The organism is Endozoicomonas sp. YOMI1 (assembly GCF_024606345.1).
Lineage (GTDB): Bacteria > Pseudomonadota > Gammaproteobacteria > Pseudomonadales > Endozoicomonadaceae > Endozoicomonas.
Genome location: NZ_JAHHPM010000172.1, coordinates 1 through 24,289 on the forward strand (window position 1 = coordinate 1; position 24,289 = coordinate 24,289).

The 24,289-nt window shown below is 47.7% G+C and carries 25 protein-coding genes; 12 read left to right on the plus strand and 13 right to left on the minus strand.

The window, feature by feature from the left end; translation table 11 throughout:
* Window positions 1-289 precede the first annotated feature (289 nt).
* From KDK15_RS05915 to KDK15_RS05940, 6 genes are all read left to right on the plus strand, one after another.
* On the plus strand, window positions 290-634 hold the full coding sequence (locus KDK15_RS05915; RefSeq protein ID WP_257294441.1) for a hypothetical protein: 345 nt from the start codon (window positions 290-292) through the stop codon (window positions 632-634).
* On the plus strand, window positions 594-1,490 hold the full coding sequence (locus tag KDK15_RS05920) for a tyrosine-type recombinase/integrase (protein WP_257294442.1): 897 nt from the start codon (window positions 594-596) through the stop codon (window positions 1,488-1,490). Before KDK15_RS05915 ends, KDK15_RS05920 begins: the two co-directional genes overlap by 41 nt.
* 165 nt (window positions 1,491-1,655) lie before the next feature.
* The gene (locus tag KDK15_RS05925; RefSeq protein WP_257294443.1) at window positions 1,656-2,621 is read left to right on the plus strand and encodes an Abi family protein; all 966 of its coding nucleotides are present in this window, start codon (window positions 1,656-1,658) and stop codon (window positions 2,619-2,621) included.
* Window positions 2,622-2,810: 189 nt separating this feature from the next.
* Window positions 2,811-3,056 carry a type II toxin-antitoxin system ParD family antitoxin gene (locus KDK15_RS05930; RefSeq protein WP_257294444.1) on the plus strand — a complete coding sequence of 82 codons (246 nt, stop codon included), beginning with the start codon at window positions 2,811-2,813 and terminating at the stop codon, window positions 3,054-3,056.
* The gene (locus tag KDK15_RS05935; protein ID WP_257294445.1) at window positions 3,049-3,342 is read left to right on the plus strand and encodes a type II toxin-antitoxin system RelE/ParE family toxin; all 294 of its coding nucleotides are present in this window, start codon (window positions 3,049-3,051) and stop codon (window positions 3,340-3,342) included. The genes KDK15_RS05930 and KDK15_RS05935 overlap by 8 nt, the downstream gene beginning before the upstream one ends.
* A gap of 50 nt (window positions 3,343-3,392) precedes the next feature.
* Entirely contained in the window at window positions 3,393-3,608 is a 216-nt protein-coding gene (locus tag KDK15_RS05940; RefSeq protein WP_257294446.1) for a hypothetical protein, read from the plus strand.
* 98 nt (window positions 3,609-3,706) lie between these two features.
* Here KDK15_RS05940 and KDK15_RS05945 read toward each other — a convergent pair whose 3' ends face one another.
* The 11 genes from KDK15_RS05945 to KDK15_RS05995 form a co-directional block, all read right to left on the minus strand.
* Window positions 3,707-4,579, minus strand: a complete 873-nt coding sequence (locus tag KDK15_RS05945; protein ID WP_257294447.1) for a GIY-YIG nuclease family protein — start codon at window positions 4,577-4,579, stop codon at window positions 3,707-3,709.
* Between the two features lie 82 nt (window positions 4,580-4,661).
* Window positions 4,662-5,747, minus strand: coding sequence for an HNH endonuclease (locus KDK15_RS05950; RefSeq protein WP_257294448.1), 1,086 nt, complete (start codon window positions 5,745-5,747; stop codon window positions 4,662-4,664).
* Between the two features lie 5 nt (window positions 5,748-5,752).
* Window positions 5,753-6,457 carry an OmpA family protein gene (locus tag KDK15_RS05955; protein WP_257294449.1) on the minus strand — a complete coding sequence of 235 codons (705 nt, stop codon included), beginning with the start codon at window positions 6,455-6,457 and terminating at the stop codon, window positions 5,753-5,755.
* On the minus strand, window positions 6,457-7,968 hold the full coding sequence (locus tag KDK15_RS05960) for a MotA/TolQ/ExbB proton channel family protein (protein ID WP_257294450.1): 1,512 nt from the start codon (window positions 7,966-7,968) through the stop codon (window positions 6,457-6,459). The genes KDK15_RS05955 and KDK15_RS05960 overlap by 1 nt, the downstream gene beginning before the upstream one ends.
* 77 nt (window positions 7,969-8,045) lie before the next feature.
* Complete coding sequence (locus tag KDK15_RS05965; RefSeq protein ID WP_257294451.1) at window positions 8,046-11,066, minus strand: type III restriction-modification system endonuclease; 3,021 nt, start codon at window positions 11,064-11,066, stop codon at window positions 8,046-8,048.
* Window positions 11,067-11,080: 14 nt separating this feature from the next.
* Window positions 11,081-12,949, minus strand: a complete 1,869-nt coding sequence (locus KDK15_RS05970; RefSeq protein WP_257294452.1) for a site-specific DNA-methyltransferase — start codon at window positions 12,947-12,949, stop codon at window positions 11,081-11,083.
* A gap of 27 nt (window positions 12,950-12,976) precedes the next feature.
* Window positions 12,977-13,741, minus strand: a complete 765-nt coding sequence (locus tag KDK15_RS05975; protein WP_257294453.1) for a DUF4391 domain-containing protein — start codon at window positions 13,739-13,741, stop codon at window positions 12,977-12,979.
* Window positions 13,738-16,977 carry a helicase-related protein gene (locus tag KDK15_RS05980; protein WP_257294454.1) on the minus strand — a complete coding sequence of 1,080 codons (3,240 nt, stop codon included), beginning with the start codon at window positions 16,975-16,977 and terminating at the stop codon, window positions 13,738-13,740. The genes KDK15_RS05975 and KDK15_RS05980 overlap by 4 nt, the downstream gene beginning before the upstream one ends.
* 427 nt (window positions 16,978-17,404) lie before the next feature.
* Window positions 17,405-17,527 (minus strand): cytochrome bd-I oxidase subunit CydX, encoded by a 123-nt coding sequence (gene cydX / locus KDK15_RS05985; protein ID WP_101748098.1) that lies wholly within the window; start codon window positions 17,525-17,527, stop codon window positions 17,405-17,407.
* A 14-nt stretch (window positions 17,528-17,541) separates the two neighbouring features.
* Window positions 17,542-18,675 (minus strand): cytochrome d ubiquinol oxidase subunit II, encoded by a 1,134-nt coding sequence (gene cydB, locus KDK15_RS05990; RefSeq protein WP_257294455.1) that lies wholly within the window; start codon window positions 18,673-18,675, stop codon window positions 17,542-17,544.
* A gap of 12 nt (window positions 18,676-18,687) precedes the next feature.
* Entirely contained in the window at window positions 18,688-20,289 is a 1,602-nt protein-coding gene (locus tag KDK15_RS05995; protein WP_257294456.1) for a cytochrome ubiquinol oxidase subunit I, read from the minus strand.
* Window positions 20,290-20,668: 379 nt separating this feature from the next.
* Between KDK15_RS05995 and KDK15_RS06000 the strand changes: the two genes are divergently transcribed.
* The 3 genes from KDK15_RS06000 to KDK15_RS06010 all read left to right on the plus strand — a co-directional run bounded on the left by KDK15_RS06000 (window position 20,669) and on the right by KDK15_RS06010 (window position 22,560).
* Complete coding sequence (locus KDK15_RS06000; protein ID WP_257294457.1) at window positions 20,669-20,842, plus strand: hypothetical protein; 174 nt, start codon at window positions 20,669-20,671, stop codon at window positions 20,840-20,842.
* An 84-nt stretch (window positions 20,843-20,926) separates the two neighbouring features.
* On the plus strand, window positions 20,927-21,373 hold the full coding sequence (locus tag KDK15_RS06005) for a hypothetical protein (protein ID WP_257294458.1): 447 nt from the start codon (window positions 20,927-20,929) through the stop codon (window positions 21,371-21,373).
* Between the two features lie 335 nt (window positions 21,374-21,708).
* The gene (locus tag KDK15_RS06010) at window positions 21,709-22,560 is read left to right on the plus strand and encodes a hypothetical protein (protein WP_257294459.1); all 852 of its coding nucleotides are present in this window, start codon (window positions 21,709-21,711) and stop codon (window positions 22,558-22,560) included.
* Between the two features lies 1 nt (window position 22,561).
* On the opposite strand, the gene KDK15_RS06015 is transcribed toward KDK15_RS06010, so the two are convergent.
* Together KDK15_RS06015 and KDK15_RS06020 are read right to left on the minus strand one after the other, a co-directional pair.
* On the minus strand, window positions 22,562-22,933 hold the full coding sequence (locus KDK15_RS06015; protein ID WP_257294460.1) for a type II toxin-antitoxin system HicB family antitoxin: 372 nt from the start codon (window positions 22,931-22,933) through the stop codon (window positions 22,562-22,564).
* Window positions 22,930-23,178 (minus strand): type II toxin-antitoxin system HicA family toxin, encoded by a 249-nt coding sequence (locus KDK15_RS06020; protein ID WP_257294461.1) that lies wholly within the window; start codon window positions 23,176-23,178, stop codon window positions 22,930-22,932. Before KDK15_RS06020 ends, KDK15_RS06015 begins: the two co-directional genes overlap by 4 nt.
* 119 nt (window positions 23,179-23,297) lie before the next feature.
* Between KDK15_RS06020 and KDK15_RS06025 the strand changes: the two genes are divergently transcribed.
* The 3 genes from KDK15_RS06025 to KDK15_RS06035 are packed head-to-tail and all read left to right on the plus strand — an operon-like array spanning window position 23,298 to window position 24,192.
* Window positions 23,298-23,435, plus strand: a complete 138-nt coding sequence (locus KDK15_RS06025) for a hypothetical protein (RefSeq protein ID WP_257294462.1) — start codon at window positions 23,298-23,300, stop codon at window positions 23,433-23,435.
* Between the two features lie 50 nt (window positions 23,436-23,485).
* Window positions 23,486-23,755 (plus strand): hypothetical protein, encoded by a 270-nt coding sequence (locus tag KDK15_RS06030; RefSeq protein WP_257294463.1) that lies wholly within the window; start codon window positions 23,486-23,488, stop codon window positions 23,753-23,755.
* Window positions 23,755-24,192: an HNH endonuclease gene (locus tag KDK15_RS06035; protein WP_257294464.1), complete on the plus strand. Its 438-nt coding sequence runs from the start codon at window positions 23,755-23,757 to the stop codon at window positions 24,190-24,192. Before KDK15_RS06030 ends, KDK15_RS06035 begins: the two co-directional genes overlap by 1 nt.
* Window positions 24,193-24,289: the final 97 nt, after the last annotated feature.

Consider the following 24,289-nt stretch of genomic DNA (forward strand, 5'->3'; position numbering starts at 1 on the left):
AGGATAGCTGAACAGGGCTATTGATGCTTGAATAATGGATTTAGCGAATGGTTACTCTAAATCTCAAGTCATTTCTCTAACTCATTGATTTAATTATCAAATTATCACTATGAAATTCGTACCACATATCATGAGTCAGTAGTTGTATATTATGTAACTTATTGATTCTTATCGCCTTTAAATATCCCTTTTATAACGATTAAGTATCATTTAGTATCATATAAAGACGTTATTTGTAACCTAAATTGCAACCTGAAAATAATAATATGATACATAGGGATATTGTTGTATGACTATTTCCTGCCAAAAAAGGAAGCGGAAAAACGGTAATGTTTATCGTTATGTGGTGACTGTTCGCAAGAAACACTTTTCCGCTACCGAGAGCCTGACTTTCCCTGACAAGGCTTCAGGCAGAGCCTGGGCAAAAGCCGTTGAAGCAGAAATGCAGGAACAGTCGTTGAATGCTGAGCAGGACAGCCTTCGATACGAGTCTGCCAAATCCAGGTCCGGTGATATTACCTTGAATCAGTATCTGGAAGCGTATTGCCGGAAAATGGAATCACTTCCGAAAGAGAGCCGGATCAGTTACCGGGATGCAGGCTATCAAATTCTGGCAAAAATGCTGGTTAACTGAGAAACGCTCGAAAGAAATTACCGGAGATATGTTGATTGATCTTCTGGATGAACGATTAGAAAAAGTAACGTCTGCCACCAACCATCTTTATGTATCTGTGTTGCGTCGTGCTTTGGATTTTCAAAAACGGGTTGGCCTGTATTTCAGACGGTTTATTACCGATGATCTGATGAAAGAGCTTTGGAAGCTGAAGCTGGTGGGCAAGTCGAAAGAAGACGATACACGCCCAACAGAGCATCAGGTGTATCTGCTTTATAAAGAGTTTCTGGAGGGGTACAACAACCCAAGGGCAAAAGTACCTTACCACCATCTGATGTTATTCAGCATATACAGTGCATTTAGGGAAGGGGAGATTTGCAATATTCGCTACAGCGACCTGGATGTGGAAAATGGCGAGGTCATTATCCGGGACAGGAAAGACCCCAAGAAGAAATACGGCAATCACCAGAAAGTGCCGCTGTGTCCGGCCTGCCTCGAAATTATTGCTATGCAGCCAAGAACCGAGGGTGAGGACCGGATTTTTCCCTACAAGGCACAGTCGATATCTACCAAATTTTCAGAGCGAACCAAGGCGCTTGGATTTCCGGAATTGCGATTTCACTCTTTCCGTCATGAAGGTATTTCCCGCTTCTTCGAACAGAAGATGAGTATTCCGGAGGTGGCCATACGCAGTGGTCATAAGACTTGGGATAATCTACGTCGTTATACCCACCTGATCCATCGTAACCCGCCTGACTTCTGGGCGAATTGTAAAAGGATTGAACAGGAATACTGGGGTGCGAATAGGGTGGAAAACCAAGCATTAAAGCGACATTCAAGCGAGAGTCCTTCTGATATTGCTCCAGCGGCCTTATAAACAGGGCTGTCATCAGATGAAACCGCACTTGATTTCGCTGCCAGTTACGCTATAGTTTGCCGTAACAATACCCCTCCCGCTTCCCGTTAGATCAGCGCACCGCGAGGGGTTACTCGTTTTTGGGGATCAATAAATCCAATAACTTATCGGCCATAGAAGGGTTCTATGAGTTCCTCCGGAAAGAAACCAGCCCACAAGTCCCCTTATCTCAAACCTCCTATTACCTTTGCGGAGCAAGTACAGAAGCTTCAGAAACGAAATCTGGAAGTGTCTGACACTGCAAAGGCTGAATTTTACCTTGGGCAGATCAATTATTATCGTTTTACTGCCTACTGTTTGCCTTTTGAGGGGGATCAAACCTCTCATTGCTTCACTGATGGCGTGTCATTTGACGATATTTTAAACCTCTATATTTTTGATCGGGAACTCAGGTTGCTGGTGATGGACGCTATTGAGCGAATAGAAGTCTCATTGCGTACACAATTTGCCTATCATCTGAGCCATAATCACCAGACTGCGCACCCTCATTTGAAGTCCGAAATTTTTTCGGATCCAGTCATTTATGCCAATAGCCTGCATAACCTGGAAAAGGATATCAAAAGAAGCAAAGAAGACTTCATCCGGCATCTGGTTGATAAATACAGTGACTCATTGCCGCCGGTATGGGCTGTGGTTGAATTGTTGACCATGGGGCAGCTATCAAAATGGTTTGGCAATATCAAATACCGACATGACCGGCAGTCAATCAGTCGCATTTACGGGCTGGATGAAAAGGTGATGACTTCATTTTGCGAGCATCTGTCTTTAGTCCGGAATCATGCAGCGCATCATGCCCGCCTTTGGAATCGTGATTTCACGAAAACTCCCATGCTACCCCGAAAGGCGGATTTACAATTGGTCAGCAGTCTGGTTGTTAAGCCCGAATATGACCGGCAGCTCAGAAAGCTATACAACACCTTTGTGATTCTTGCCTATTTGATGGAAAAGATTTGTGGTGAAAACCATTGGCAGGATCGTCTGGTTAAGTTGATTAATGCCCACCGCATTGATGTTCGCAAGATGGGCTTTCCTGATGACTGGTTGCAGCGGCTGATGTGGCAGGGTTTTGCAGTGGAACGCTCTGGCTGCTAGTCCGTGCCAGTTCATCTTGATTATTTCCTAGTGTTGGTAAGGCCGGTAACCACGACTACCGGCAGTAATGTTGCATGCCATGAACCTGTTCCCATCTTTTACTTTCATTCCTGAGACACCTGGGCAATGGTCGCATCTGTGCTAATCTGGTGTAATATTACACCACAATAGATAGGCAGGAGATGACCCATGGCCAGGCAAAGCATTACCCTCACTTCACCCAATGACCAATGGTTGCAGGCTCAGGTTGAGAGCGACGAGTATGGCAGTAAAAGTGAAGTAGTGAATGACTTGATTCGCCAGGCCAGGCAGCGTCAGGAGGCGACAGAGTCTCTTCGGAGTGCACTTATTACCGGTGAAAACAGCGGGATCAGCAACGATACAGTAGACGATATCCGGGAGCGTGTATTAGCCCGGAGAGTCAAGCATGACTAAGTACCGCCTGTCGGCGGAAGCCGGACAGGATATTGAGCGGATATTCGAGTTTGGTCTTGATTGTTTCGGGTATGAGCAGGCCAGTCGTTATCTGGATGGCTTGGAAACGCATCTGAACTTGCTGGCGCAGCACCCAAATCATTACCCTGCTATCCGTCATATACGTGAAGGTTATCGACGTAGTGTGTATGGAGTTCATGCTGTCTATTACTCTGAGCTTGACGATGGGGTTTTGATTGTTCGTATTTTGGGCAGGCAGGATTTTGTCGAAGCTTTGAATGTATAGAACTGGGCAGTTAAAGAGAGTAAGGGCTGATTTTGTTCAAGGGGCGAACTATGAGCCGACATGAAACATGGCGAACCCAGAAATACTGGCAATCTGTCGGGGGCTATCTGATCGAGGAATTTCACGCCATCAAAGCCAGTAGAAATAAGCAGATTGGAAAGCGGTTGATTGATGGCGTGATTGTTTTGGGTGAGCAGCAAGGCTCTCAGGTTGGCGGGCAGTATGATCTTGTTGATAAGGATATCATGCTCGGTTATTGCGGTTAAAGGGGAGTCTGTGGGTGTTGGGGAAAAAGTATTTATTGAAAAAGGTGAGATCAAAGGTACTGCGCCGAGCCTGGCGCAGTACGAAGTGGAGGTTTAAGTTAAAGCCCAAGATCCCTTAAAGATTGCTGATGATCATTGACCCAGGAAGTCGGACCATTAGTACTTCGCCCCCTAAGCGTACAGGCAGCTGCACTGGGGCTACTGAACTCATAATCTTCGGTGAAGACATAACAATTATCACTTTCCGCGAGTATGCCTTTTTCAATTAGCCTGGTTCTACTGGCCCGCAAGCGTTCAGGGCAAGAATTAACCGGGTTTTCAACCGCCTGTGAGCCTTTAAAAACGGTAAAGCCACCCTCAGAGCGCTTACCAGTTGCCATAAGCGAGCCTTTGACCTTGCAATGAAATAACGGTGCACTCTCTGATGCAAAAGCGGTAATGGTACTGCCAGACTTGGTCGCTGGCAAAGAATATACCAAGTGGTGAATCCCCAACACAGGTAGTAGCTGCAACATGCGCTCAATATAAACATCCATTTCTGCACGATCCGCTTCAGGCAATGAAGAGCCACTTGCAGCATTATTCATGATAATGGTTCGCTTATTAGTTTGGGCCAATTGAATCAGTTTTCCCTCTATGTAGCGTATATGGGCTTTCGTTAGGTTATCGTCTTTGCTGACAAAGGCAGAGGTATGAATCCAGTAGTCTTTTTCCTCATTTTTGGCATGCTGTTTCAGCCGCTTGGAAACGTCCTCTGCTTCGCCTATATAAAAAACCGGATCACCAGACTCAGAATCAGTGCCCGTTAGCAGATAAACCCCTGGGCTGCTCAACTCTGGCCGAGTCAGAAAATCATCAAGATCACTTCGAGGTCCGGCAATGGCCTTGCCTGTCCAATTGGAAATTTCGGCGGTACTCAGTCCGGTTGGGCTGCCTTTGACAAGAAACAGTTTGATGGTGGCTGGCTGCATATACGAGAATCACGTTCAATAAATATACAAGCCATATCGACCCCATCAACTTGATCATTATTGATTGGCAACGGTTTTGTTTTTATAAGAAATCTTCAGGCTGAACAATCTTCCAACCTGGTATAGCCTGATCAATCTTTTCGATGGTTATGGCTAATTTATTCTCAGGCCAGGCAACATCGGCGATAGTAATAACATCGCCACGATTGTTGGTTATTGAGTAGCCAATTTCTGGAGGTTGATACCCTCTCTTTTGTAACTTTATAAGCACACCATCGAGTGCTGAATCGGCGAGCTGGAGTACCTTGCTCCACTGTTTCTCAATCAAACCTTGTTCCAGTCTAAGCTGGGTAATAATTTGCATGTCACGATGTTTGACATGCATGTGACCATGCTCTTTTCGGTGACAATCAACACAGAGTGCCTGAAGGTTTTCAGGGCGATTATTACCAGGGATTGTATCGATATGATGGGTGTGAAGAAGATTTTTATGGCTGTTCAGATTTACATGGCAATTTTCGCAGGTGTAGTTTCTTGATGCCCGATAATTTTGGGATACAGTTCGCCAATCAGATGAATAGTCTGCTTTATCGGGATCGCCGCCAATACCGCTGGGTAAATAAGGAAAGAAGGAACTGTATGTAGAGAAAAACTGCGGTATATCAAAGTTATCCCTTACCATCCGGCGGATGTTTCTGTCAGAAGCTCCCTGATAATTGAGCTTTTCAAGACAGAACATGCACACATCAAGACTGACATCACCTTCTTTTGTGGTTCGGTCAATTTTACTTTTACCGAAAATATGAAATTCCCCCGAAAGATTATTTGTTGCTTTGTATTTTTCAAACTGCTTCTTTTTCTTCATATCATGCAGAGTAGAACAAAATGTGACATGGAATTTCTTTCGTTCTGCTTTCTCTACTAATGCTTTTTCAATGCCTCTGTTTGTGTGGTTAGGAATATAAAGAACAACCTGTCGCCCCTCATAGGAGAAAAGCCCTCCCCTTAACTGAAGTTCTTCAGGGTTAACCTCAATACCTTCCCCGCTCAAACTTACGTCAATTTCGTCGATAGGCTTGACTTCATCATCCAATGAAAACTTGCTACGACCAGCTCCAATTTGGCTGGCAATATTCCACAAAGCACTAAAGTCAACGTCAAGCTTCATATTGATTATTCCACCAGAATTTTTCTTATTTGTGTTTCAGCGTTCGTTACCACTCTGAAATCAACCCGACGAGATCTAATGGCATCTTCCAGTCCATCATCTGTCAATATCGGTCTTGAGGAGGAATAACCAACAGCTGCGACATTCATTCTGATCCAATCTCTGCGTTGTTTATTGGCTTCTGTATCATGAATATATTTAAGGACAGAATTTGTCCTTTTTTGGGAAAGATTCATATTATTGAAATATGCATCTTCCGTACTTGAACCCTCCCAGTCAGAGCTGGTATGCCCTTCGATTCTTATTTCTTCAACTACATCACTAAACTGTTCAAGGGTAGAGAGAAATCTCGGAAAGAAATTACTTAAAATAAGCTGGAATGAATCAGTAACTTCGGACTTGCCTGTGTCGAATAAAATATCCGGCGATTTGAACCTGAAAGCCAGAGAATCCCTGTCAATTTCAGCATCCCATTTTGCCAGATCATCCTTAAACTCTGCCATCAGACTTTCATAAATAGCTACCTGGTTGCCCTGGTACGCAATTGCAACATCTTTGATTTTGTTCCGTTCAATAATGGCAGAGCGCATTAGGGCAATGGATATGAACAGGAAAACCATCATCAACCCGGCCATAAGGTCGGAAACATTCATCCAGTGTTCACTGTCCTGGTGATTGGCCTTGCTGGATTGCCCTATGATTTTCTTCATCAGTAACCGTACCCCTTGTCATTGTCCTGGGGCGGCTTATGAGTGGAAATCATACGGTGATAGTCTTCGGCCATCTTCTGTGTGATGCTGGTCAGTGCTTTACCCATTTCTTGCATTACCCGGTTCAGCTCCTGCTGCAATGACTGGTCAAGTGCCGCAAGCTGTCTGTTAACCCCTTCGCCTGAACGACTGACAGCCTCCCGGATTTGACCTTCTACAGCACCAAGAGATTTCTTTGACTGGTCCTGAATGGTGGTAAGCACTGCACTAATAGAACGCTCAAGCTCACCCTGAAGATTCTTACTGCTGTGTTCAAGACGCTCCACCATATCTCTGGTGGTTTTATGAACCTGTTCAGATCCATCTTTCAAAGTGGTAGTGATCGAGTCGGCATTACTTGTGAGGCTATCGGCCATACTGGTAATAGAGGCATTGGTCTGGTTGACGGAGGTACTGAACTGGGTCGCACCTTCCAACATGACCTTTTTCATTTCCTGTGCGCCTTGCTGAAGCTGATCTCCTACTCCCTTAACTTGAGACTGAATTTCAGGCACTGCCTTAACTGCCTGGTCTCGCATATTTACAAAAGCCTCTAAATGGCGCTGAAGCTCCGCAATTTGATGCTGATTAACTTCCAGTACAGCTTTCAGCTGATCCATAGACGCCGGGATTTCTCCTGTTTTTTCACTGATGGTGGATACGGCATCCCGAGTACTGTCTATTGCTTTGACTCCCTCTGCGTATTGCTGGCTCATTTGGGTCAGCTGTTCCATATATTGCTGTTGCCAATCCACCAGTTTTTTGACCGAAGCATCAAGGGCTTTAAAGTTTTCTCCAAATTGTTCTGTCAGATTTTGATTAAACTCCACAATAACTTGCTTCAGAGCTTCGATAACTTGTTCGGTGGCCGACTTGGAGAGCATATCCGCAAAGCTCTCCATTTGCGTCCAGAGTTTCAGGGCAAAGGCTTGATACTCTTCATCACGTTTTTTTCCAGCCGTTTGAAGATCCATGCGAAGATTCTTAAGCTGGCCGTTGACTGAACCATCCTCGTTGCCGGCCAGACTTTCTCTCAGCTGAGTCAGTAGTTCTGTCTGTCCGGATAGCTGCTGATAAATATCCTTAGGGGTTACATCTTCTTTCTCATCCCCATCTTCCCTAATCGGGGCAAATTTCCATGCATCCAACGCTTTGAAGAGAATCGAAGCAAACATACCCACCAAACTGGTGATAAAGGCTGTTTTCAGACCATCTAACAGTAATGAAATACTCTCATCAATCTTATCGGGCTGAAAATGCAACAGACCAATTATAATCCCGGTAAAGGTTCCCAGAATGCCCAATGAAGTCATGACGTTGGGTGCATGTTCGAGAAAGCGTGAATGTTTTCCACGACTTGCCTCAAAAATAGCCAGTACAAATACACCCAGAATTAACCAAATGAAAATATCAGTCCAAAGCTCTGACGAAGCCTTATAAAACAAACCCTCGAGAAAATTTCCTGGTGACATTGAAATACCTGTATATAGAGTCGTAATCTGCGTTAATCGGCTGTGTTAGTGCTGCCTTTATTTACTGAATAAGTGGCTTATCCCGCCACCTGATCAACAAAAGACTCAAAATTATTAGCCTTGGCAAAGCTAACATTTTCACCCAATGCCTTAAAGTGCTCCCGCCCACAATCAATCTTCGCTTGCTCAGTTGGCCTCAGGGCATCACTGAACAGTGAGCCTTTGGTTTCCACCACAAAATAGAGATTCTGGCTGCCATTGTTCTCCACAAGCACCGCCCAGTCCGGGTTATAGGTACCCAGTGGGGTATCGATTTTGAACCAGTCTGGCAGTTTGGCGTAAACCTTCACCTCTTCACTTTTCTCAAAGGCTTCGGCAAAGTCGTGCTCTACATCGGAGTCGTAAATAACATGGTCATACACCGATTTCCCCGATTCAAGCATATTCTTACCCAGATAGCCTTTCAGCTCCTTATCCTGGAACAGCTCCTGACAGTAGAAATGGTCATCACCAATCTTTTGGTATTTGATGCCATCCACAATAAACCGGCGCATCACCCGTTGGATGATGTTAGTGGCTTCATCAATAAACTTCTGCGGGTTATTACGGAAGGCATCAAGCCGGTTGCACTGGGTAAGGATGCTGACGATTGAACGACGGGTCAGGTTGGTGGCGTTTTGCAGATAACTGACGATGTCCGGCAATTTATAGTCTTTGGCATCATAGGTATAGGTTTGGGTTTTGCTCTCCGTTACTTCTAGTCCACTGCGCTTGGTGGCGACGGTGCCTTTGGCGTACTCAAACTTGGTTTTACCGGCCACCAGGTCTTTCTCAATGGTTTTGGCACACTCTTCTACCAAGGCATGGTGATCAAAATCCACCCGGTACGTGGTCTGGTATTTAATGCGCTTCCACAACGACTTGAACTCTTCACCCAGGAAAACAGCTTTATTCAGTTTTACTGTTTCCCGCTTGCTGCTGTCTTTGATGTTAAGGCCGCCCGCTACTTTTTTCAGCGCTGCCTGAATCTGCTCTGATTGGGCCATCACGTCATAAGGCAGGTCAAGGTTGCCCACCTTCAGGGCCGTTTTAAGATCATCCTGAACCTTGCCTTTCTTGTCGATATAACCGGCATCCAGCAGGTGTTGCCATATCTGTTCTGACTTCTCAGCGCCAAGAAATTCCGGTTTTTCCCCCTGGTGTCTGATCACGATACTGGCAAACAGGTGGTCGTCCACCACGCCAAAGCGAATACCTTCTTCTTCCTCGATCTCTTTTTGCAGGCTGGCGACAAAATCCTCATAGGACTCATTGGCCATCACCGTCAGCGTGTTCACCTCAAACCCATGAACCCGTTCACCCTGCTGGTTAACGGCAATGCGAAGACCACGACCAATCTCCTGACGTTTTTTAATCACCGAGGCGGTTTCGTTCAGGGTGCAAATCTGGAACACATTGGGGTTATCCCAGCCCTCTTTCAGCGCAGAGTGGGAGAACAGAAACTTCAGTTTGCAGTCCAGGCTCAGCAACCGTTCCTTCTCTTTCATGATCAGGTTGTAGGCGCTTTCATCCGCCGCCGTTTTCCCGCCTTCGCCCTTGGCAGAGAGTTTGGAGTCTTTAAACTGTGCTTCACCGGCGCTGTCTTTCTTTTTATCAATGGCGAAGTAACCATTATGAAGCTGGCTTACTAACGCCTCTGGTGAGGTCTCTTCAAACAGGCTGCGATATTTCCCTTTGCGGGCAATATTGACATACTCTTCTTCAAAGATTTTGGCGTACTTGCCGGGCTGGGCAACGCCATCCTGGTAAAAGCGATAATTGGCGACTTTGTCGATAAAGAACAGGCTGAGGACCTTAATGCCCATGGGAATCAGCAACAGCTCTTTTTCCAGATGCTCTTCAATGGTCTTGCGAATTTGCAGACGTTTAAACTCATCGTCGTCGACACCGCCAATCAGCTCGCCTTTGCGGATCTCATCGGGCTTGCTGGTAAAGTCGATGTATTCATCGCCGGTTTTGCAGTAAATATCGTTGATGACATAGCCTTCATAGACATCACGACCGCCAGACAACTCATACAGATCATCGTTGGCTTTGACGGTTTTAACCACCCGCTTGACCTTGCCGGACTGCATGATATCCATTTCGATCTTTGCCGAGATGCCACTGTTATTGCTTCTGGTGTCGAGCAGTTTGATGTAGGCCTTGTTGTGCCCATCGCGCACATCGATATGGGCCACTTCAATCTGTTTCACCAGCTTCTGCTCGTAAGCATCAATGGAATCCAGCTTGTACAGCAGGTTGTGCTTGTCTTTATGGGTCGCAGAATAGCGGAACGTACACAGCGGGTTCAGAGAAGCAATCGCTTCTTTGGACTTGGCGGTGGTGTCCACACTCTGAGGTTCATCAATAATCACCACCGGGTGGGTCGAACGGATAAACTCGATGGGCTTCATACCACTGAGTTTGTCGTGGGTTCGGTGGATCAGGTTGGCTTTGGTCTCTTTATCCGGATCGGTAAAGCTTTTGCGGAAGGCATCAATATTGATCACCATGATCTGAATATAATCATTGGTGGCAAAGCTGCGAACCTGGTCCGGCTTTTGAGAATCGTAAACAAAGTAATCGTACTGAACGTTGTTGTACTGCGCTTTAAAGTGCTGCTCGGTAATTTGCAGCGACTTGTACACTCCCTCCTTAATGGCCACCGATGGCACCACAATAATAAACTTGGTGAAGCCATAACGCTGGTTCAGCTCAAAGGCTGAGCGCAGGTAAACGTAGGTTTTGCCGGTGCCGGTCTCCATCTCCACGGTAAAGTCCATGGAGTTCAGCTTTTTGGATTGTTTGAGGCCCTGGTTCAACTGCACCTGTCGCACGTTATCCAGCAGCTCATCGGGCAGCAGTTCCAGTCGGTTACCCACACCCAGATCGTCGTATTCCGCCCCCTGATAGAGATCAGCCTGATGGGCAGCAGGGGCACTGTAAGCCGGTACGGAAAAGTTGGTCTGGCAGGTTTCCTGGCCTTCAAAGACACTGACCACCGAATTGATGGCCACTTTTTGATAATCCAGATCGGGATCAAATTGAATCTTCATTGTCTATCCCGTCCTTAGATACTTTTCACATCGTCAATGCCAAACTGCTTGAGCACCTGAATGGCATTGGTTTTAACGACTGGGTCAGCAAAGCCAGCGTCTTTGAACACCACGCGCATGACTTCCGGTTGCAATTCTTTCTTAAGCTCACCAATGGCATTGACGACATCGAGAGTGATCTCATCATCCAGGCAGATCATCAAAGCGCCGCAGCCAATGTTGTGCACGGTTTTACCGGCCAGAACGTGTTCTTCGATAGGCAGGGTCAGGTCGAGGCCGTATTTCAGCAGGATTTCGTAGAGTACATCTTTGGCGGAGCGGTCTTCTTTCAGACTGTCGTCGGCACCAAGAATCATTTGTTCGAGATTCTCAAAATCGGCATCCCAAGGTTTTATATTGCTAGAATCCAGTTTAAAAACTTTAAATCCAAGGTCTCCAATATAGCCAGGGGCGTCCTTCATTATTTTTTTAGCTGTACAACGAATCCGCTCCTTGCTTATTTCTGCAATAGTTTTAAAACCAGCTTTATATGCATCGGATTTTTCACCAGTCATTTCTGGAAGCTGGACCATAATAAATTTACGGTTTCCTCCATCTTCTTTGTTAAGCTGCATTACTGCATGAGCGGTGGTTCCTGAGCCGGCAAAGAAATCCAATACTAAGTCATCGTTTTGGGTGCAAATATTAGATAAATGTTTTATGGTGATTGAAGGCTTTGGATGAGAAAATATTTTTGGAGACAAAAGCTCTCCCACCTCTGATGTCCCATCTTCATTCATTCCATGCTTATCCCACCATGACTCAGCTTTACGGCGCATTGAAGTTCTTTCGTTCAAGAATTTCTTTTGAATAGGGCGACCAGTCCCTGATTTTCCAAAAATGATACGGCCTTCAGAAATCCTTTTTTTTACTTCATTTTCGCCAAAAACCCAGTATCGCCCGTTAGGAGGTAAAAATTGATCACCAGTTTCTGGGTTGGTTATCTGAAAGTACGGACCAACATGGTTTGCAGATAAATCAGAAGTTGTCCATGGTCCGCGTGGATCATTGTCTGGATTTGAGTACGTCTTTTCAAGAAACTGATCTGTTAATGGAAAACCTAGCAAACAATTATCAGAGACAATTTTGGCATAAGCTAAAAAATAATCATGAACGGGTGGGATATAACCCATATTATTTCCGTTCGTTTTCTTTTTCCAGACAATGACGCCAAGCCTGTTTTCTTCACCAAAAAACTCATCGCAAACTCGAACAAGGTTAGCAAGCTCAGCTTCATCGATGCTAATAAAGATTACGCCATCATCTCTCAGAAGATTTCGGGCAAGCTTTAGCCTTGGATACATCATATTTAGCCAATTAGTATGGTAACGGCCTGATGTTTCTGAATTACTATTTAGTGGGTTACCCTCAGCATCGATTTGCCCTGTTATTTTTTTATAATTGGCGATATTATCTTTGAAGTTATCTTTGTAGATAAAGTCCTTCCCCGTATTATAGGGCGGATCAATATAAATCATCTTCACCTTTTTGTGGTAGCTCTTTTGCAGCAGCTTCAGCACTTCCAGGTTATCGCCTTCAATAAACAGGTTTTGCGTGGTGTCCCAGTCTTTTGATTCTTCTTTGCAGGGGCGAAGGGTGCCGGTAGAGGGTGTTTGCGCCAGACGACGGGCGGCGGCTTTACCATGCCAGGTGAAGTTATAGCGTTCCTTATCGCCATCAATAACCTGATTGCCCACCAGTTCTTTCAGCACATCCACATCAATTTTTGCACCGCTGGCGTCTTCCGTGATCAATTCCGGAAACAATTGCTTCAGTTTGCTGATGTTGTCCTGAACCATATCCAGGCTCAGGCTGCCATGATGGCCCTGGGTGATTTTTTCCATGGAGGGGAATCTCTATCCGTTAATGAATTACAGCTGGGTTTTCAGCGTCTGAATCTGTTGATCCAGCCGTTTAATCTGCATATTCAGTTCAACCTTGTGGTTAAACCGGGTTTCCTGTTTCAGTTCGGCTCGCAATAGCGACACCTGTTGCTGGTGACTGCGTAACTCGTCCAGTCGGGTTTGCCGATCGCTTTCTGTGTCGTTGGTCAGTGTGTAGTGACCGGTCAAATCGGCGCAGTTCAGTGCCACCACCCGGCGCACCAGATCCTGATAGCACTGGTAGAAATTGATAAAGCTGCATCGCGGTAGCGCAAAATCCGCAAGAAACGCCTGCTGGTCAAGGCTGAGCTGCGATAAATCCAGCCAGCCGGTATCGAAACTGCGCTCAAGCGTGAGTTTGCTGCTGTCGGCCAGGTTGATCCGTTTATGGGCAAGGGAGATGGCGATCTGACTCTCCCGGACAAACACAAGAATGGTGGGGTAGGGAATCGCCTTCTGGATCAGCTCTGCCAGTTTGGTCGGTTGTTTATCGGTGTTGGTTGGCTTTTTCAGGGTGATTTGCAGAAGCGCTATTTCCAGATATTCCCGTTGTGGGTCTTCGTATCTGGAAATATTGATGGTCTCCGGGCTCAGGCTGTAGCGAAGGGCCAGCGTGTCGATCTGCTCATTGATCCGTTTTTGGTCGCTCTTGCTGAAGGCGACGTTACTAAACAGCTGTTTTTTGTAGATGCGCCGTTGCAGTTGGCAGCTATCGGGTATAGCAAGTTGTTGGTAAAAGTCGTTCAGGGTCATGGGGCTGCAGCCTGAGCCGGTTCCCGTATGATCAGAAAACTGACCACTTCAAAATCGTCCATGCCCTGGAAGCGCCCCTGATTCAGTCGCGTGCCGCCACGGCTGAACAGGCTGTCGATGCCTTTTTCCTGATGGGTGCCAATAATGCTGCTAATCGCCGTTTCCAGCAGTTGCCGGTAGAGCTCCATGTCTTTGCCATGTCGGGTTACAGCGTTGAATGACTGAATGGCTTCCTGGTTGGGCAGGTGATGACCGAGCCCCTGCTTTTTCAGGATATCCAGCATCTTTTTGGTTTGGCTGAACGGGTACTTCACCTCATTGTCGTCGGTGACATAGACCAGATAGTGCGGTGCCAGCGCATAGCCATCGGACGACGATGGTTCTTGATCGGTGAGTTGCTTTAAGCAGAAGAGCGCACCCGGCTCAATGGAGTGATCACCGGTCTGGCGAATAAATGCAGGGTCAATGGTACAGGCGGCAAATAACCCGGTGTAAGCGGATTCCAGATCGCCCAGATGCTCTTTCATAAAGCCGGACAGATCCATTCGGAAGTCATTCAGGGTTAGGTCAGTAATGGAAACACTGCCGGAAATGTCTTCCAGGTCCACAACGTTGTCTTGTAATTCCTGCAACTGTTTGCGGCGGTACTCCAGATCGTTCATCTGTTTACCGCTGTCCTGCTCAATGACGTTTTCTTCACCGGTGGCGGATATATCCAGCAGCACCATACGACCACTGACCCGGGCTTCCAGGTTGATGTATTCGTCCAGCTCCATATTGGGCCAGAAGTTGACCAACTGGATAACTCTATTTTTTGAGCCGAGGCGGTCTACCCGGCCAAATCGCTGAATAATGCGGACCGGGTTCCAGTGAATGTCGTAGTTGATCAGGAAGTCGCAGTCTTGCAGGTTCTGACCTTCGGAGATGCAGTCGGTGGCGATCAGAATATCAATCTCACCGCCGGGGCTATCATTCACCTTGCTTCGCTCTTTGGAGACGGGCGAGAAGGCCGTTAACAGGTTGTTCAGGTCACTGCTGACGCCAGCGAGCGTGCTTTTATTGCTGCCGGCTCCGGTGACCAGTGCCGTATGCAGCCCGAGCTGCTGGCTGACCCACGGCGCAATGTGCTGATACAGGTATTGGGCGGTATCCGCAAAGGCAGTGAAGATAATCACCTTTTTATTACCCGGGTTCAGAGGCTGCTGACATTTACGCTCAATGATGGCTTGCAGGCGATGCAACTTGGCATCCCGCTTTGCATCAATGGCCTGAGCTTCCGTTAATAGTTGTTGCAGACGGGTGCGGTCTTCTTCCAGGTCCTGGCGCCAGAGGATGTGATCGATATCCTTGATCAGGATTTTGACCTTTTTACCAATGAGGTAAGCGTCAAACTCCGGGGAGTCTACCTCGATATCGTTAATGCTGAGTTCTTCAACCTCATCGCTGGCATGGTTGTCCAGTTTGCTCAGCAGCAAGTCCACAGCCCCGAGCAGTTTTTTCAGGGTCAGTGCGAAGGAGTGGATCGAGCTTTCCATCCGTTTCAGCAGGTTTACCCGCATCAGGTGAATCAGGCTCTGCTCACGATCCACCATTTTGAACACTGAGCCTTCACTGACCTGAACATCGTATTTGCGGTTATACTCTGCCCGTTTTTCCATCCGCACATACTTCAGTGGCGCGTAAGCACTGAGGTTTAAGCGCCGAATGATACGGTTGATCTCCTTAAGCGGTGGAAACTGGCCGTTTGAATCGATGTCTTCCTTGATATTGAGTGGCTTCAGGCGTTCCGGGAAGGCTCCGATTTCCGCGATGTCATAGTACTTTTCAATATGCTTGCGGGAGCGGGCAATGGTGAGCAGGTCGAGTAGCTTGAAGTAGTCAAAATTCATGCCTTCCAAAAGCGATTCGGTGCTCCGCTGCGCTTCGTCCAGCTTTAGCCATTGATTAAACTGGGTCTGGGCTTTTTTCAGGGTGATTTCTATGCTGCTGATGCCCTGTGATTCAAGGGCGGTGTCTTGCCCTTCGGTGATGAAAGCAACCTGGTTTTTCAGGTCGTTCATTCGGTTATTGACCGGTGTTGCCGAGAGCATCAGTACTTTGGTTTTTACCCCGGAGCGGATGATGTCATCCATCAGCCGGGAGTAGCGGGTATGACCTTCTTTAGCGGAGCTGCTATTGCGGAAGTTATGGGATTCATCAACCACGATCAGGTCATAGTTGCCCCAGTTGATGGTTTCCAGATTGATCTCACCGGATTGGCCGGTGGTGCGGGTCAGGTCAGTGTGGTTGAGTACATCGTAGTTGAACCGGTCTGCCGCCAATAAATTGCGTTTGTCGTTCACTGTGTAAACGGTCCAGTTTTCCCGCAGCTTTTTGGGGGCAAGAACCAGTACCCGGTCGTTACGCAGTTCGTAGTATTTGATAACTGCCAGGGCAGAGAAGGTTTTACCCAGGCCCACACTGTCGGCAATGATGCAGCCGTTATAGCGTTCCAGCTTGTCGATGGCACCAAGCACACCGTCTTTCTGGAATTTGTAGAGTTTGTTCCAGACCAGGGTATCTTTAAAACCGGTTTTGCTTTTGATGATGCTGTCTTCGTCGATCTCTTCCAGGAAATCTTTGAACAGATGATAAAGGGTCAGAAAGTAGATGAACTGGGGCGATTGATCTTGAGTCAGTTGGTTAAGCTGGTCCAATAGAAGCTGTTTGGCGTCGCTAGCAGATGGGCTGTCCCAGATGGCATTAAACCACTCCAGCATACCCTGGGTGGCAGCGCTATCTGTCAGGCACATGTTCATATCAAACTGATCAGATTCACTGTAACCAAGCCCTGTGCTGGTAAAGTTTGAGCTACCCTGAATGGCGGTATCGTAGTTATCTGCCTGACTGAGATGGAAGATATTCTGATTGGCCATGCAGGTGGAGCGTACTTCTACTTTGCGCTCAATCCATCGGGCACATTCTTTGGCGATTTGCATCTGGTTGAGCTGATTTCTGAGACGGTGTTCAAAGCGGTCACCGATTAGCTCAGCAAAGGGCGTATTGTGAGCTGTCTCTGGTTGCAGTGATTTGGATAGCAACAGACGTATTTCTTCTACAGAAGATAATTCTTTCTTCAGCGAGTCAAAACCATAAATGGAGAATAGGCCAGAGAGTACAGACAGCTTTGTTCCTTTGTTCAGGTGTCGGCGTAGCTCTTCGCCCACCTTACCATTCTGTTTGTTGTCCAGAAGCACGGCTACAGTTCCATTTTGTTTTAACTGGGTACGCTACCGCCCGTGGTTTTTACCATTGTCTTTTATTGACGCCGGGGAGCATGGGACCAGATAGCTCAGAGGTGAATTTTGGGAAGATAGTTATTGTACGCATGTAAGGTGTTTGGCGGTAGTCGTGCATTTGCGAAGTGGTAATAAGAAAAAATTTCACTTTTTGGTTTGCATGCGACAAAACTGGCCGTGAAGAACGGCAGGTTTTGAGAGTGCTTTTTATGGAGTGGTTGAAAAGGTGAACAACAGGTTGTGGGAAAACCAAGGTGTACCAGAAAGATACAAAAAAACGGTACCATTTTCCCCGTATAACATTCACCACAAAATGCAGCAAAGGTACGGTTTGGTACCGTTTTTGAGGCTCAGGTTACAATCAAATTGCAACCTAAAAAATTTTCTATGAGTCTAACTCGTTAATTTCATTATCAAAATTGTCCGAATGAAATTCGTACCACATCACATTGATGATGCCAAAGGCGCAGGCCAGAAGTACACCAAGGATCCATGCAAAATACCACATTGTTCAGCTCCCTCTCAGTAAAGTGAATGACTTTCTTGTTTAATGCGCTCAGCGGTCATGCGACCCCAGAGTTTGTAGAAACACCAGATGGTGTAGCCAAGAATGATGGGAACAAACACAATGGCAACACCGGTCATGATGGCCAGCGTCATAAAGCTTGAGGTTGCATCCCAGAGGGTCAGGCTGAATGATGGGTCGGTGCTTGAAGTCAGTACAAACGGGAACAGACTGAAACCCGCAGTCATGATAATGCCGGCCTGTGCCAGTGATGAGCAGGTAAAGTTAAGCCCATCCTGTTTGGTGCCGGAGAAGATAACTACGCCAAGGGTACCCAGGAAGCCAAGCACAGGAGCAATGATCATGATCGGGTATTGGCTGTAGTTATTCAGCCAGGCACCTTGAGCAAGAATGACGGTTTTTTCCAGCGGGTTGGATGGCGCGTTGGTATCCAGAATACTGGTGATCTGGTAACCGTTGATATGAGCAACCCAGAATCCAGCCGTGGCAAATGCCACTATAGTCAGCAGGGCAGAGTAGCGGGCGACCATTACTGCACGGTGACGGATGGGTTCGCCGGAACGCATTTTCTGCCAGACAGCGCCCTGCATGGTCAGCATGGCAGCACTGACGACGCCGCACAGCAGCGAGAATGGGTTGAGCAGGTCAAAGAATGAACCAGAGAAGCTGGAACGCATAAAGCCGTCCAGCTCAAACCCAAAGCCGACAAAGATATTGCCAAAGCCAACACCAAACACCAGGGATGGGACAATACCACTGACAAACAGTCCCCAGTCCCAGGCATTGCGCCACCGTGGGGCCGCCAGTTTCGAGCGGTAGTCAAAAGCCATCGGGCGAATCAACAGGGCAAAAAGTACCAGAACCATTGCCCAGTAAAAGCCGGAGAAGGCTGTCGCATAGACGGTAGGCCAGGCGGCAAATAGCGCGCCACCGGCCGTAATCAGCCAAACCTGGTTACCGTCCCAGTGGGGAGCAACCGCATTGATCATAATGCGTCGTTCAGTGTCGTTTTTGCTCATGAATGGCAGAAGGTTGGCGGTGCCGAGATCGTAGCCATCCATGATGGCAAAACCGATAAACAGGACGCCAATCAGAACCCACCAGATAAATCGGAGAATTTCATAATCCATCGTCATCGCTCCTTATGCTTTTCCATGGAGGGGACTGTCAGAAACGGCAGCATCGGTTAAAGTCTGCTGTTGTTCGAAGTGGTAACGACCGGTGTGCAGGCTGCTAGGGCCCAGTTTGGCGAATTTCACCAGCAGCCATACTTCAACGATGGCAAAGATACTGTAGAACAGCGTAAAGCCGACGATGCTCAGGTATAGATCTGTGACAGTCCGGGTGGACGCAGATAGATAGGTGGGCAGGATACCGGAGATCGACCATGGCTGACGTCCGAATTCCGCCACAAACCAGCCCATTTCACTGGCAATCCAGGGAAGGGGCAGAGACCAGAAGCAGAGTTTCAGGAAGAAGCGGCTTTTGTATTCATTACGACGGGCGGTTTTCACAAATGCCGTCACCAGAAGCAGTAGCATCAGGACGCCACAGCCAACCATGATGCGAAACGAAAAGAACAGTGGCCATACCGTTGGAATAGCATCTTCTGCCGCTTGACGGATCATGTCATTGGTTGCCCCGGGAATGTTATCGGTATAGCGGGTCAGCAACAGGCCATAGCCGAGGTCATCCACCACTTCCAGGAAGGCTGCCCGGTTTTCCGGCGTATCTTCGCCATTTTTCAGTTTCTGCAGCAGGTCATAGGCCTCCATACCGCTCTGGATGCGGGCAATCTTGTTTTCAATCAGGTCTTTGATGCCCGTCACTTCTTCATCCAGTGAGCGGGTGGCAATAATGCCCATCAGGTATGGAATTTTAATGGCGTAGTCGGTTGCCATATTTTCCTGATCAGGAATCCCGATAACGGTAAAGCTGGCCGGTGCCGGGTGTGTGTCCCATTCCGCTTCAATGGCTGCCAGTTTTACTTCCTGAACATCGCCCAGCTCATAGCCAGATTCGTCACCCAGAAGAATAACGGACAGAATGGCGGCCAGACCAAATCCTGAAGCCACCGCGAAGGAGCGGCGGGCAAAGCCGATATCACGATGGTTCAGCAGGTAGTAGGCAGAAATGGACAGGACGAAAATAGCGCCAGTGGTATAACCAGCCGCTACTGTATGGATAAACTTAACCTGTGCCACCGGGTTGAATACCAGGTCGGCAAAGCTGGTCATCTCCATGCGCATGGTTTCAAAGTTGAACTCGGCACCTACCGGGTTTTGCATCCAGGCGTTGGCAATCAGAATCCAGAGCGCCGACAGATTGGTACCAATGGCCATCAGCCAGGTACAGGCCAGGTGCTGCACTTTACTCAGGCGATCCCAACCGAAGAAAAACATACCCACGAAAGTGGATTCCAGGAAGAAGGCCATCAGGGCCTCAATGGCCAGTGGTGCGCCGAAAATATCGCCAACATAGTGGGAATAGTAGGACCAGTTGGTACCGAACTGGAACTCCATGGTCAGACCGGTGGCGACACCTACGGCAAAGTTGATACCAAAGAGTTTTCCCCAGAACCGGGTCATATCCTTGTAAATCTGTTTACCCGTCATGACATAGACGGATTCCATAATGGCAAGGATAAAGGTCATGCCAATGGTCAGTGGCACAAATAGAAAATGATAGAGCGCAGTAATGGCAAATTGAAAGCGCGAGAGATCTATGACTTCTTCCAGAATCATAATTAAAACCTATAACAGCTTGAAATATAAGGAATAATTGTTAAATGCTGAAATTTTGTACCGCCATTTTACCGCCATTTTCGATAGTTTAACGTGGTTAAGTATGGACAATAAAGGGCGCAAAATATACATTATTTTACGTTCTATAAAGGAATGCGGGATTAGCAGCCCGGTACACAAATCAATTGGTGCAAAAGACGCACCCTAACCGCGTCTTTTTTGTATCTACACACCCAGATTTCATACCGTTTTATGACGGGCCGGGTGGGACCCTTCGGGGGCCGGTGTACCAGTTGAGCCGGTACTGTTAATCCCACCCGGCTTGTCTCCAATCTAAGGATTAGCAGCCTTCGGAGACAGGCACAGACCTGATCAACTCATGCCTAATACCTATACGCTTGCCATTCTGGCCGACACCTGCGCCACTTGCACCACCTGCGCCACCAATTCCATCCTGCGTTACACCACCGTTACCGCCAACAGCCACCAGGAAGCCTGCACTCTGGCTGACCAGATCGGCGCGCTGGTCTGTGGCTGGAGGGTAGCGGCATGAAACAGTTTGAAAACAAAAAACACGCAACCATTCAAATCCTGATGCTGGCCATGGATATCAACCAACTGTCAGATATCGCGGTCCATGTGCAGTTCAGGGAGGTGCGCTGATGAGCGATACGAAAAAGAAAGAGCGCGGCGTCTGGGTTACCCGGGCGCAGATGTTGAAAAAGAGAAGGAATTCCTTCTTTTAAGTGGTTTTTATGTTACTAACGTAACAGATAATGACACTGGAGATACAACGGAATACCAGTGTTTTTCACTGAATCCGGAAGATTACCTGTTTTGCCATGTTTTTATTTACCAGTTTGTGAAGACCCAGCTGCACGGCACCGTGCTGCGCAGCCATTGGCAGCTCTACGGTCTGGCCCATGAAGACCTGTTCAACCGCTTCTGTGAGTTTATTGAACAACACGGGCAGAGCATGGTGAATTGGTATTGGCAGAATGCCGCGCTTGAGGTGCCGACTTTGACCGGTGATGACATCGCGTTTTGCAATATTGCCGGTCGGGGGATGTATGCAGCAACTTGATTTATGGACGGTTGGCCAACGGTTAGTAAACGACAATAACTTAACAAAAAAGCCGACTTTAAATGGTCATTCTGAGGATGATGTTATCCGGCAATTTTACGGCCAACATTTCCTGAACGGGTGGTTAAAAGTGAAGCAAAAACGGCATTTTCGACAGGTTATAAAGGATTAAATTTCTATCAAGAATCGATTATTAAAAAAGGTGTTTTTTTATTGTTGGGTCCGAATTAAATAATTAAATGCCGAAAAATCCTGAAAGCCTTGCTGCACTGAGGATAGCGCTTGATAAATAATTGCGAATTAAATACTAATTAAATACGAATTAAATCGAATTAATGATGAAAAATTACAATGAAGTTTTAAAAGTTGGTTTTTATATAACTGCTGGCTTGTCGGCAATCCTGTCCATTTTGCTGCTGACCTCGGTGGCCGATGGCTGGTTTTCGTGGTCAATTTTGGCGTCTATGGCATTGGTGTTTGAGTTGGGTAAATGGTGCTCAGTATACGGCCAACGACGTTTTATAGCCGGTTTATTAATCGCGGTTTCAGTGCTGGGTTCGGCCGGTGGATTGCACCGTGCCCTGACCATCAACCTGGATAATGCTGACCATATCGCGCAGGTGCGCGAATTGGTGTCTGAAGAGATCGATCAGAACAACCAGGCCATCGCCACTTACCTGACCCTGGACCGGATCCGCAACCACGCATTGCCATTGCAACAGCGCAATGCCGAACTGCGTGACCAGTTGGCCAGCCTACCACAGCCTCAGGTTTCTGAACTGGCGGCGGTGCTGGCCTTGCTGGCGACTGTTTTGAACATACAAAGTGAGGTGGTGACGGGCGTGATAATCCTGCTGGCCGGGTTGCTGGATACCCTGGGTGTGTTGTTTATGGTCCGGCCAATTGACCAAGACATTGATGTCGCTGATACCACTAAACCGCCATCGCCGAAAGCAAAGAACCTCGAAACCCTGGCCCACAGTTACCCGGCGTTCAAAAAAATGCAGTTGGCCCGGCGTGACAGCGGCGACAAAGTTTTAAGCCAGCGTGCCTGTATTCGCAAAGGTTACCGTGACAAACAGGTCCGTGGGTATTTTCAGAAGTTAATGAAAGAGGGATTCCTTACCAAAAGTGGTGGCCAGTATGACTGGCCTGATCATAAGGCGGAGGTCAGACAGCTGTTCTGACCTACCGGTGATGGTGAGAGGTACCCTCATTATCCATGCGATTCAGTTTTTCCCGGACCGCATCACAAATAAAGGCATTGACCGATTTTCCCGGCTGGCTGTTCACCAGTAAGCCAATTTGCCGGTGAAGTTCTGCGCCCAGGCGAACGTTCAATACACCCTTGAACGGCTTGTCCGGCTCTTTGTCCAGGGCGGCGCAATCCTCCAGGTAGTCATCCACCGAACGCCGGAATTCCTGTTCCAGGGATGTCAGCGTGTCCGCCTCGTAAGTCACCAAATCACGGATAAACGCCAGCTTGCCGTACAGTGTGCCGTCTTCAATCTGTGGTTCAATGGTGCCTTGGTATCCTTTGTAATTGAAATACTGGGTCATGAAAAATAATCCTGCTGGTTCAATACTTCGATCAGGTCTTTCAGAGCGCCTCCTTTCAGGTGGTTTTCCGGGTGAGGCCGGTGAAGACGAAGCATGTGTTTATTCGAATTATGGTAAAAGCGCACCCGCGAACCGGGCATCTCTTGCTTCTGGTAGCCCAGTGCCGTGAGAAGCCTGACCACATCTTTCCAGGGAAAGGTTTTCGGGTTGCCCTTCAGTTTTTCCAATAGCTTTTGGTGCTGCAACGATAGCGACCTCCTGTTGTAACTGATTTTAGTTTCATTATTTGTGATTTTGCAAATCGTAAAATTGCTTACCCGAAGGCGTTGGGTGATGAAAGGCTTATGACTTTAACTGGCAGGAGATGCAGAGCATCAAAAATAAACTGTTCGGACCCGACGCCCTGGGTATTGAATACTACCCACCGGAACAACAATTGACGGATAAGGCCAATATTGACCCGCACTTGCAGTCCGTCCTGGCGCTGGCTTTTTTCAGTTGAGCCAGCATGGCCAGCTTGGTGGATTGTCAGGGCATTTATGAGTGTGACTGATGCGCTGTCTTGTTTTGTTTTTGATATTACTGTTACCCGCGTGTTCCTGGATTACCCGCCCGATGACCGGTGCCACACTGCGTACGGCTCTGGATGAATGCCAGGAGAATGATTTAGCGTCTCTGGTTTATATCCGCACCGACCACAGCGTTTTGGGTGTGCGCTGCATACCGAAAAAGGATCAGGTGGTTCGCACCATTCGCTTGCGGCCGTACGTGCCGATGAAATTGATTCGTCAGTTCTTGAACGCGGAAGAAGCGGGTGAGTGATGCCGAAACGAATCGCCAGGCCCTGTCGTGTCAGAAGCTGTTGTCACAGAACCACGCTGGACCATGGTTATTGTGAACAACACAGGAACCGGCAAACAGTGCGCTCATCAACCACGTCAAAATCCAGCGGCTGGAGCCACTGGCGACAGGGCAGCAGTCACACGCGCGGCTATGGTCATCAATGGACAAAGCTGCGGTCACAGGTGATGCGCCGTGATAGCTGGTTGTGCCAGATGTGTTTAAAGTCAGGGCGATTCACCAAAGCATCCTGCGTTGACCATATCAGGCCGAAGTCCCGGGGCGGTGACGATGTCCTGAGCAACCTGCAAAGCCTTTGCGACAGCTGCCATCGGATGAAGACACAGGCCGAGTCCAACGACCGGACATGCCGTAGGCAGATGGCTGCAGCCCTTGTTGCGCAAGGCATTCAGCCTTAACTGAACAGGTCGCTACAGCCTTACTGCCGCAAAGGGTGGCTGGGCAGAGTGCCAGTCAGGGGGGGCGGGGTCAAAACTTCAGCCTTATTAGAAAAGA